This window comes from Aeromonas sp. OTU364 (assembly GCF_038440395.1).
GTDB lineage: Bacteria > Pseudomonadota > Gammaproteobacteria > Enterobacterales > Aeromonadaceae > Aeromonas.
Genome location: NZ_JASATR010000017.1, coordinates 96,620 through 107,179 on the forward strand (window position 1 = coordinate 96,620; position 10,560 = coordinate 107,179).

The following is a 10,560-nucleotide window of genomic DNA, read 5'->3' on the forward strand; positions in this document are numbered from 1 at the left end:
GCTCATGCCGGGGCCGACGGCTGCCTCTCCTGCCACGCCTTGAGCGTCGCCACCGCCGCATCAAACTGCCCGGCCAGCCCCGCCGGATCGGCGTCCCCCGCCTCCAGGGCGGCGCACTGCGCGGCAAAGTCATCCAGCCCGAGCGCCAGGGCGCTGCCCTTGAGCTTGTGGGCCATCCCCTTGCGCTCTTCCCCCTCGCACCGCACCAGTGCAGCCACCAGGGCCGCCCCCTGGGATTCAAACAATCCGATGAGCTGATTGATGCGCTGACTGCCGAGCAAGGCCAGATCGGCGTCCAGCACGGGGTTGGCGGCCTGGGGGACGGGCGGGCTGACGGTGCCCTCCCTCGCGTCCGGCAGCGCCTGCGTTGTCTCTATCTGGAACTGACGGTCGATGGCACTGGCCAGCGCCGCCAGACGCACCGGTTTGCCGACAAAGTCCGCAAAGCCCGCCTCCAGACAGAGACGGATATCCTCGGGGTACATCTGGGCCGAGATGGCGATGGCGGGCAGGGGGCACTCGTGCACCTCCTCGCTGATGGCGGCCAGATCTTCGCGCAGGGTCAGGCCATCCATGTCCGGCAGATTGATGTCGAGCAGCGCCAGATCGAAACCCCGCTCCGTCACCTGCGCCAGCGCCGAGCGCCCGTCTTCCGCCAGGGTGACGCAATGGCCCAGGCGCGTCAGCATGCCCTGCGCCACCAGCCGGTTGATCTCGTTGTCCTCCACCAGCAGGATCTCGCGAGGCTGGCCGAGGTGCAGCGGCTGGGCCGCGGTCGGCAGCTGGGCGGCCGAGCGTTGCAGGGGCAGGCTGAAGCTGAAGCGGCAACCCTCCCCGGGCCGGCTGGCGAGGCACAGCTCCCCCCCCATGGCGGCCACCAGCCTGCGGCTGATGGCAAGCCCCAGCCCGGTGCCCCCCTGGTGCCCCATGTCCCGCTTGCGCTGGCGGAACGCCTCGAACACCGCCTCCTGCTCCTGTTCAGGAATGCCGGGGCCGGTATCGCTCACCACGAACAGGATGCAGGGCTCGGCGCAGGGGCCGCCGCATGGGAGGGGGCTCACCTCGAGGCAGATCCGGCCCCTGGCGGTGAACTTGACCGCGTTGCCCAAAAGGTTCGCGAGCACCTGGCGCAGCTTGCCCAGATCCCCTTCCACCACGGGAGGCAGGGTGGGGGCGTACTCCAGCACCAGGGCCACCCCTCTGGCCTCTGCCCTGGGCCGGAACAGGGCGCTCAGCTCATCGACCAGCTGATGCAGCGGGAAGGGTTCCCGGCGCGCCTCCACGTGGCCCGCCTCGATCTTGGAGTAGTCGAGGATGTCGTTGAGGATCTCCAGCAGGGATTCGCCGCTGTGCTCTATGGCGGCGAGATAGCGCCGCTGGGTCTCGCTGAGATGGGTGTCCTCCAGCAGGGTCAGGCCCCCCAGAATGCCGTTCATGGGGGTGCGGATCTCGTGGCTCATGGTGGCGAGGAAGACCGACTTGGCCCGATTGGCCTGTTCCGCCTCGGCGCGGGCCAGGCGCTGCTTCTCCACCTCTTCGTTGAGGCGCAGGTTGGCATGGCTGAGCTGCTCCGTCCGCTCCACCACTCGCGACTCCAGCTCCCGCTGATAGCGGCCCAGCTCGACCGCATTGTCACGAAACACCTGCAGGGCCCGTCCCAGCTCCGCCAGCTCGTCACGGCCCGCACTGGCGATCGGGTCAAGGGGGGCCAGATCCCCCCGCGCCAGCCGGCTCATCCCCGCCACCGCGTGTTGCAGCGGCCAGACGATGCGGCCGTAGACCATGCGCCACATCAGCAGCATCAGCAGCACCAGGGTGAGCAGGCCAATGCCCATCAGGGCCTGCTCCAGCAGCCTGAGACGCTGGCTCAGTGCCTGCTGACTCTGCCCCAGGGAGTCGCGGGCACGGTTGACCAGGTCACCCACCTGCTGGTTGAGGCTGCTCATCAAGGCCTCATTGGCGCTGGCCAGCACCCGCAGCGCCTCCCCCTTGCCGAGCCAGTCGCTGCGCAGTTGCACCAGCTGGTCGCTCTGCGCCAGCACGGCGAGGGCCTGCTCCACCCCCTGGCGACGGGCCGGATCCGTCACCGCCCCGGCCCTCAGCTGCAATATCGCCAGCTCCCGCTGTCCATCCCGCAACAGTGCCTGCAAGCGCTCCTGCCGCTCGCCGCGCCAGATCTCCTCGATGCGCTGCTGCTGCATCAGGGTTCTGTGACGCAGCTCGGTCATCTGCTCCAGCCAGTCGAGATCCTGCTCCAGCAAGCGGTCTATCGCCGCGGCGGCGGCGCGCCCCTGCAAGGGGTAGAGGGAGCCGAGCCCTGCCACCATCACGGTCTCGGCATTCTCCATCTGGCTGCGGGCAAGCTCCGCCACCTCACCGGCCGCGGCCACCAGGCGGGCGCGCAGGTCGTTGCCTTGCGCCATCAGGGTCAGGCGCTTCCCCACCAGCCAGCCCTGCTGCCCCAGATTGCCTATGATGCTCTGGCTCAGGGGATGGAGCTGCTCCTGCACCTGCCTGTCCCCCTCACCGCCGAGCTGCGCCAGCAGGCGCTGCATCTGCTGCCCCTGCAGGGTGAGCAAGCGTCCCTGATGCTCACGCTCCGCCTCGCTGGTCGCCGTGGCCAGCAGATGGGAGGCGCTCTGGATCTCGCCGCTCAGGCGCGCCAGGGTACGGGCCCGCTCCTGATCGGCCAGGGTCTGCTGCACCCCCTGCTCCAGCTGGCGCAGGTGGGTGAGCCCAATCCACCCGAGCAGGGAGGCGCTCAGGGTCAGCAGCGCCATCAGGGAGAAGGCCAGCAGCAGCCTGCCCCCCAGGCCGGAAAAGATTCTCACGCTCGGCACCTTGGTTGTGGTCGGCTTTGACCGGATAATGTGGGCCCACACTTTAACAAAACCCCGGCTCATGCGAAGCGTCTATCTCTCCCTGTTGCTCATGCTGCTCCCTGGCCCCCTCCTCGCCTTCGAGGTGGATCACTGGCCAGGTGGCGCCTTCAGCGGCCAGCCCGTGCGCCTCCAGTGGCCAGGGCCAGCGCCTCTTCAATCTCCCCTGACCCTGTGCGCCCTCTATCCCCATCTGCGGGACGCCTACTGGCTGTCGGTCAATCAGGGCATGGTGGAAGAGGCGACACGGCTAGGGGTCAGCTTGCGGATCCACGAGGCGGGGGGCTACGGTGCCCTGGCCGAGCAGCGCCAGCAGTTGCAGCAGTGCGTGAGGGAGGGGAGCGACGCCATCCTGCTTGGCGCCGTGAGTTATGAAGGGCTGAGGGAGGCAATCACCGCCAGCCCGCTGCCGGTATTCGGCCTGGTCAACGATCTGCCCGCCGGCCTGGTGCGGGCCAAGGTGGGGGTCTCCTGGTATCAGATGGGCTGGCAGATGGGGCACTGGCTGGCACTGCGTCACCCGGCGGGCAGCAAACCCGTCTCGGTTGCCCTGTTCCCGGGCCCCAAGAGCAGCGGTGGCAACAACGTGGTCGAGCCCGGTTTTGCCGATGCCATCCGGGGGAGCGCCATCAGGCTGGTGACCACGGCACGCGGCGACAACAGCCGCGAGATCCAGCGCACCCTGGTGCAGCAGACCCTGGCCCGCCACCCGGACCTCGACTATCTGGTGGGGGGCGCCATCGCCGCCGAAGTGGCGGTCAACGAGCTGGCCCAGCGCCGGCTCGACCACCCCAGAGTGCTCGGTACCTACTTCAGTCACGGGGTGCAGCGCGGCCTGCTGCGGGGCAAGATGCTGGCGGCCAACAGCGATCAGATGCGGCTGCAGGGCCGCCTCGCCGTGGCCCAGGCCGTCTGCCTGCTACAGCATCCCGAAGCGGACGAGCAGCAGTGCCCCCGGGTGATGGGCCCCCCTATTCTGACCCTGGATGGGCCCCTGGCCGACACCGGCGACTCCCTCTCCGAGGGGGCTTTTCGCCCCGTCTACCGGGTCGGTGCCGCCCCAGCCGACCAATAGCCAAGGCAGCTGACTCAGGGAGCCAGCTCACCGGCAAACAGATAGCCCTCCCCATGCACGGTGACAAAGAGCTGGGGATCCCGGGGATCCAGCTCCATCTTGCCCCGCAGCCGCCGGATCAGCACGTCTATGGTGCGATCGCTCGGGCCATCGCCGCGATGGCTGATGAGGGTCAGGATCCGCTCCCGGCTGAGCACCCGCCCGGGGTGGGCGACGAAGGCCACCAGCACCTCGTATTCGGCCTTGGTCAGGCGCACCGGCACTCCGTCCTTGCTGAGCTGGCGGCGGGGAATGTCGAAACGCCAGGGGCCAAAGCGTACCGCATCGTCAACGACCACAGGCTCGCTCGGCGCGGCGACCGCCAGCGAGATCCGCCACAGCAGGTTCTTGACCCGCACCAGCAACTCCCGCAGCTCGAACGGCTTGGTGACATAGTCATCGGCCCCCATCTCGAGGCCGACTATCCGGTCCACCGCATCGCTGCGGCCAGTGACCAGAATGATCCCCACCGTGCTGCGCGCCCTCAGCTCACGGGTCAGCAGCAGACCATCTTCCCCCGGCAGGTTGATGTCCAGCATCACCAGATCGACCGTCTGATCCGCCAGCACGGCGCGCATCTCCTGGCCGTTTTCCACCGCCGTCACCCGATAGCCCTCCCGCTCGAAATATCCGGTCAGCTTCTCGCGGGTCACCGCATCATCTTCAACAACCAGAATGTGGTAGCTCATGGGCAGGGTTCACGAAGGTCGACAAGGGAGGATTATTCTATTCACATTTTGTCATAAATACCCCTATTTCGTTAATTTACCGCGGCAACCCTGTTCACAGCCTCTCCCTATCATGGCCCTCATCAAAAAGTCATGATGATGAGAGACAGCTATGAAAAAACTGTGGCACTTCCTGCGCACACCCAGCCGCCGCTGGTCGGTGCTGGCGCTGGTTCTGGCCGGCGTCGGGGTCACCCTGGCCGGCAGCGTCGGCCTGCATTACGGCTTCGAGAAGACCAGCAGCCTCGAGTTCTGCATCTCCTGCCACTCCATGAAGGACACCGTCTATCCGGAGTACAAGGAGTCCATCCACTTCAAGAACGCCTCCGGCGTCCAGGCCATCTGTACCGACTGCCACCAGCCGAAGGATTTCGTCGGCAAGGTGGCCCGCAAGATGGAGGCGGCCAACGACCTCTATCAGGAGTACATAGGCCACAGCATCGACACCCAGGAGAAGTTCGAGGACAGGCGCCTGCATCTGGCCGAGAAGGTGTGGGCGCGGATGAGCAGCCAGAACTCCAAGACCTGCAAGTCCTGCCACAGCTACGACAACATGGATCACGCCAAGCAGTCCCCGGCCGCCGCACTGGCCATGAAGGATGCCGCGGCGAAGAACATGAACTGCATCGAGTGCCACAAGGGCATAGCCCACGAACTGCCCAACATGGCGGGGGGCTTCCGTGCCACCTACGCCACGCTGGCAAGCGAAGCGCAAGAGGCGCCAGCCGCCGAGACCCTCTACACCCTGGGTGAAAAAGATCTCTATGCCAGCGAACAGAGCACCGACCCGGTCGGCAAACTGCTACCCGCCTCCCGCATCGAGGTCGTGGCCCGCAGCGGCGATCGCCTCAAGGTGACCATCGAAGGGTGGCGCGAGCGCGACGGCAAGGGCCGGGTGCTGAGCGAATACATGGGCAAGCGGGTCTTCGTCGCCACCATCCGTGACGAGCTGAAAGCGAGCGAGAAGGTGCTTAAGCAGGAGACCGACAGCGCCACCCATATCCAGTGGGAGCAGGTACAGGTGCAGGCCTGGGTCGATGGCAAGGGGCTCGAACCCTCCCTCAAACCCATCTGGGATTACGCCGGCGAGATGTACAAGTCCACCTGCAACTCCTGCCACGGCGCGCCGGATCCCGCTCACTTCACCGCCAACGGCTGGATCTCGGGGCTCAAGGCGATGTCCGCCTACTACCGCCTGAGCAAGGAAGAGGAGCGCACCCTGCTCAAATACCTGCAAAACCATGCCGCCGATACCGGTGGTCAGGGCAGCCACTAATTCCGGATTCGAGTTCCGGATCCGAGAGAGGAATAACAAGATGATCAACATTTCCCGTCGTGGTTTTCTGGGTGGCTTGCTGGCCAGCGGTGCCTCTGCCCTGATCGGCCCCTCCCTGCTCGGTCGCGCCGTGATGGCCGCCGAGTCCGGCGAAAAACTGGTGCAATCCGGCTCCCACTGGGGCGCCTTCCGTGCCCGGGTAGTGGACGGCCGCTGGGTCGAGACCCTGCCGTTCGAGCATGACAAGCACCCCACCGAGATGCTCAAGGCCCTGAGTGAGGTGGTCTACAACCCCTCCCGCATCCGCTACCCCATGGTGCGGCTGGACTGGCTGCGCAAGGGCCACCAGTCCGACACCAGCGAACGTGGCCAGAACCGCTTCGTGCGGGTCACCTGGTCACAGGCGCTGGACTTCTTCTATCACGAGCTGGAGCGGGTGCAGAAGACCCATGGCCCGAGCGCCCTCTACGCCGGTCACTCCGGCTGGCAGTCGGTGGGCAAGCTGCACTCCGCCGGCGCCATGCTGGGGCGCGCCATGAACCTGCACGGCACCTATCTGGCCAAGGCCGGCGACTACTCCACCGGCGCCGCCCAGGTGATCCTGCCCCACGTGGCAGGCGCCATGGAGGTGTACGAGCAGCAGACCTCCTGGCCACTGGTGCTGGAGCACAGCAAAACCATAGTCATCTGGGGTTCAGATCCCATCAAGAACCTGCAGGTGGGCTGGCTGGTGCCGGATCACAGCGTCTACGACTATTGGGCGCAGCTCAAAGAGAAGGTGGCCAAGGGCGAGATCCGGGTGATCAGCATCGATCCGGTCAAATCCAAGACCCAGAAGTACCTCAACTGCGATCAGGTGACCCTGAATCCGCAGACCGACGTGCCGCTGATGCTGGGCATCGCCCACACCCTCTACAGCGAGAAGCGCCACGACGAGGCGTTCCTCAAGAACTACACCACCGGTTTTGACAAGTTCCTGCCCTATCTGCTGGGCACCAGCGACGGTCAGGTGAAGGATGCCGAGTGGGCCGCCGCCATCTGCGGCGTACCAGCCGAGACCATCCGCGAGCTGGCCCGCGCCATGAGCAGCGGCCGTACCCAGCTCATCGGCGGCTGGTGCGTGCAGCGTATGCACCACGGCGAGCAGTACGCCTGGATGCTGGTGGTACTGGCCTCGATGATTGGTCAGATCGGCCTGCCGGGGGGCGGCTACGGCTTTGGCTGGCACTACAACGGAGCGGGCACCATCACCTCAAGCGGCCCCATCATGTCCGGTTTCAGCTCGGTCATTCCCGGGGTCAAGCCGCGCCATGACGGCGACTGGAAGGGCTACTCCAAATTCATTCCGGTGGCCCGTTTCGTCGACTGCATCCTCAATCCGGGCAAACAGATCGCCTTCAACGGCCAGACCATCACCTACCCCCACATGAAGATGGCGGTGTTCTGCGGCAACAACCCCTTCCACCACCAGCAGGATCGCAACAAGATGGTCGCGGCCTGGCGCAAGCTGGAAACCGTGGTCAGCATCGATCACCAGTGGACTGCCAGCTGCCGCTTCGCCGATATCGTGCTGCCCGCTACCACTACCTATGAGCGGGATGACATCGAGCAGTGGGGCTCCCACTCCAACGCCGGCATTCTGGCCATGTACAAGGTGGTGGAGCCGCTGTTCGAGGCGCGCGATGACTACGATATCTTCGCCGATCTCTGCCGTCGCTTCGGTCGCGAGGCCGAGTTCACCGGTGGCAAGAGCAAGCTGGAGTGGATCCAGAGCATCTATGACGACGCCCGCCTGCAGGGTCGCGGCATCGGCATCCGGCTGCCTCGCTTCAGCCAGTTCTGGCACGGGGAAGGCTTCGTCACCTTCCCGGCGGGTCAGCCCTGGGTGCGCCACGCCTCGTTCCGTCAGGAGCCGGATCTGGAACCGCTCGGCACCCCGTCCGGCCTCATCGAGATCTACTCCAAGACCATCGCCGACTACGGCTATGGGGATTGCCCGGGCCACCCGGTCTGGATCGAGCCCTACGAGCGCTCCCACGGCGGACCGGGCAGCAAACAGTACCCGCTGCACCTGCAATCCTGTCACCCGGACAAGCGGCTGCACAGCCAGCTTTGCTCCTCCGACAACTACCGCGCCACTTACACGGTGCAGGGGCGCGAGCCCGTCTACATGAATCCGCAGGATGCCAAAGCGCGCGGCCTCAAGGATGGCGATCTGGTGCGGGTGTTCAACGGTCGCGGTCAGGTGCTGGCCGGTCTGGTGGTGAGCGATGACTACGCCCCCGGGGTGGTGCGCATTCAGGAAGGTGCCTGGTATGGTCCGCAGGAGGGCGGCAAGGTGGGTACGCTCTGTACCTATGGTGACCCCAACGTGCTGACCGCCGACATCGGTTCCTCCAGCCTGGCGCAGGCCACCACGGCCCACACGGCCCTGGTGGAGATCGAGAAGTTCCGCGGGCAGGCGCCTGCCGTCACCGCCTTCGGCGCGCCCGAGTCGGCAAAGGGCATAGACCCCATGTTCCCGGCGCTCTGACCCTTGGGGGACGAAAGCGCCCCCTTGAGTTTCCTTTATTTTTAAAGTCGTTAGAATCGGGAGCCATCAAGGCTCCCGATTGCCATCCACGGAGGAAAAATGCAGGAATTTATGGCTACCAGCGAACGCCGGGCCCAACTCTACTGGTGGTTCTCCACCCTGTTTGCCGCCGAACTCAGTGATGAGCAGATCGCCGAATATGACACCTATGACGTGCGAAGCTTCCTGAAAAGCCTCTCCACTCTGGATCCCATGCGCGAGGCCGTGACCGAGCTCAACGACGCCATCGCCCGCCTGCTGGTGCGCACCGATCGCCAGCTGGAACTGGCCGCCGACTTCGCCGGCCTCTTCCTGGTGGATCCCAAGCAGGGGGCCCTGCCCTACGAGTCCCTCTACCGGGGCGATGCCAAGCTGATGATGCAGGCCCCCATGGCCGAGATGCAGGCCCGCCTCGATCGCCTCGGCATCAATGTCAGCGACAAGTACAAGGAGCCCGCCGATCACCTGGCCATCGAGCTGGATCTGATGGGCAACCTCATCATTCGCGCCGCCGAGGCGACCACCGCCGCCGAGCGGGCGCAATGGCTGCAGGAGCAGGAAGCGCTCTTGCACCACCATCTGCTGGGCTGGTTCGACAAGTTCGAGACCGCCTGTCGCGCCGCCGACCAGTTTGGCTTCTACGGCGCCAGTGCCCGTCTGCTGGGGGTCTTCCTCACCATGGATGCCAACTACCTCAGCCTGGTCAAGCCGGCGCAGTCCGCCGACTAAGCCTCGCATGAAGACAGCCCTGCTTCTGATTGCATGCTGGCTGCTGGCCCTGATCCCGCTGGATCAGGGCCTGACCCCCCTCGCCGTCCTGCTGTTCCACCCGGACAGGGAACTGTACGGCGCCGCCCAGCTGACCGGCTTTGGCGGCATTCTGCTCACCCTCTACCTTGCCAATCTCGGCGTGGAAGTGGTGCTGCGCCGCCGCTTCCAGATAGCGGGCATGCTGACCCTGCTGGTGGCCTGGATAGGCTTCATCAACAGCAGCGGCAGCGAGTCACATTTCCTGCTGCTCTACCTGCTGGCCCTGCCGTTCCACCTGCTAGGCTGGCTGGTACTGGTGCGCGGCATTCAGGCATTCGGCCGCCAGAAAGGCTGACATCCCCTTGATTTGACATCATTACCAGACTTTCTCTTCCTCTTTAAACTTCCTGCCATACTGACACAGTCATCTAAATGACAATGAAATCAATTCAGGAGCCTCCATGGAAAAAGTGCTACCCGAATCGGTTCAGACACTGCATTTGTCAGGCCCGTTATCCCTTCATGAATGGCAACAACTGTTCGAGCTGGCACCCTTTGGGATAGGGGTCTTCGATCGTGACTTCAGGTGCCGTGGCGTCAACGGTATCTTCACCGAGCTGAGCGGTCTGACGCAGGGAGATCACCTCGGCAAGACGCTGTTTGACATCACCCCGGCCCAGGCGCCCATGCTGCTCCCCCGGCTCAAGCAATTGCTCGATGGCGCCCCCCGGGCCGAGCTGGATCTCGGCTGTATCCATGTCTCCCGCCCCGGCGGGCCGAGGCGCTGGCAGATGAGCTGCAGCCCCCTGATGGACGCGACAGGGCTCTTCAATGGCATCTTCCTCATCGCCCGCGACCTCACCCAGGATCCCCGCGCCTATCTGGGCCTGACCCGCTTCACCGGGGAGATCCAGGAGACCAGCAGCCTGCATGCACAGCGGCTCTACCAGGCGGAGGCCAGGCTCCACCACCTTTCCTATCACGACCCCCTCACCGACCTTGGCAATCGCAGCCTGTTGCAGGAGCGGCTCGCACTGGAGATGGAGACGGCCAGGCTCAACCGGCAGCCCCTCGCCCTGCTGTTCATCGATCTCGACGGCTTCAAGCTGATCAACGACAACCTGGGGCATAGCGCTGGGGATCTGCTGCTCAAGCTGCTGGCGGAGCGCATCCGTCACAGCCTGCGCCCGGGGGATCTCGCCACCCGGCTCGGCGCAGACGAATTTCTGGTGCTGCTGCCC

At 65.3% G+C, this 10,560-nt stretch carries 8 protein-coding genes; 6 read left to right on the top strand and 2 right to left on the bottom strand.

What is annotated here, in order from left to right; all coding sequences use genetic code 11:
• Positions 1–2 precede the first annotated feature (2 nt).
• Positions 3–2,831 carry a TMAO reductase system sensor histidine kinase/response regulator TorS gene (gene torS / locus AAHB08_RS16300; protein ID WP_342059503.1) on the bottom strand — a complete coding sequence of 943 codons (2,829 nt, stop codon included), beginning with the start codon at positions 2,829–2,831 and terminating at the stop codon, positions 3–5.
• A gap of 70 nt (positions 2,832–2,901) precedes the next feature.
• Between torS and torT the strand changes: the two genes are divergently transcribed.
• Entirely contained in the window at positions 2,902–3,954 is a 1,053-nt protein-coding gene (gene torT / locus AAHB08_RS16305) for a TMAO reductase system periplasmic protein TorT (protein WP_342059504.1), read from the top strand.
• Between the two features lie 14 nt (positions 3,955–3,968).
• On the opposite strand, the gene torR is transcribed toward torT, so the two are convergent.
• A complete protein-coding gene (gene torR / locus AAHB08_RS16310) occupies positions 3,969–4,682 on the bottom strand; it encodes a two-component system response regulator TorR (protein WP_342059505.1) in 714 nt (237 codons plus the stop codon).
• Positions 4,683–4,833: 151 nt separating this feature from the next.
• Between torR and torC the strand changes: the two genes are divergently transcribed.
• The 5 genes from torC to AAHB08_RS16335 form a co-directional block, all read left to right on the top strand.
• Positions 4,834–5,997, top strand: a complete 1,164-nt coding sequence (gene torC / locus AAHB08_RS16315) for a pentaheme c-type cytochrome TorC (RefSeq protein WP_342059506.1) — start codon at positions 4,834–4,836, stop codon at positions 5,995–5,997.
• Positions 5,998–6,037: 40 nt separating this feature from the next.
• The gene (torA, locus tag AAHB08_RS16320; RefSeq protein ID WP_342059507.1) at positions 6,038–8,530 is read left to right on the top strand and encodes a trimethylamine-N-oxide reductase TorA; all 2,493 of its coding nucleotides are present in this window, start codon (positions 6,038–6,040) and stop codon (positions 8,528–8,530) included.
• Between the two features lie 99 nt (positions 8,531–8,629).
• Entirely contained in the window at positions 8,630–9,298 is a 669-nt protein-coding gene (gene torD / locus AAHB08_RS16325) for a molecular chaperone TorD (protein ID WP_139437301.1), read from the top strand.
• 7 nt (positions 9,299–9,305) lie between these two features.
• Positions 9,306–9,674 (top strand): hypothetical protein, encoded by a 369-nt coding sequence (locus tag AAHB08_RS16330; RefSeq protein ID WP_043129151.1) that lies wholly within the window; start codon positions 9,306–9,308, stop codon positions 9,672–9,674.
• Positions 9,675–9,780: 106 nt separating this feature from the next.
• Positions 9,781–10,560 (top strand): diguanylate cyclase domain-containing protein (locus tag AAHB08_RS16335; protein ID WP_342059508.1); only part of this gene is annotated, 780 nt, incomplete at its 3' end.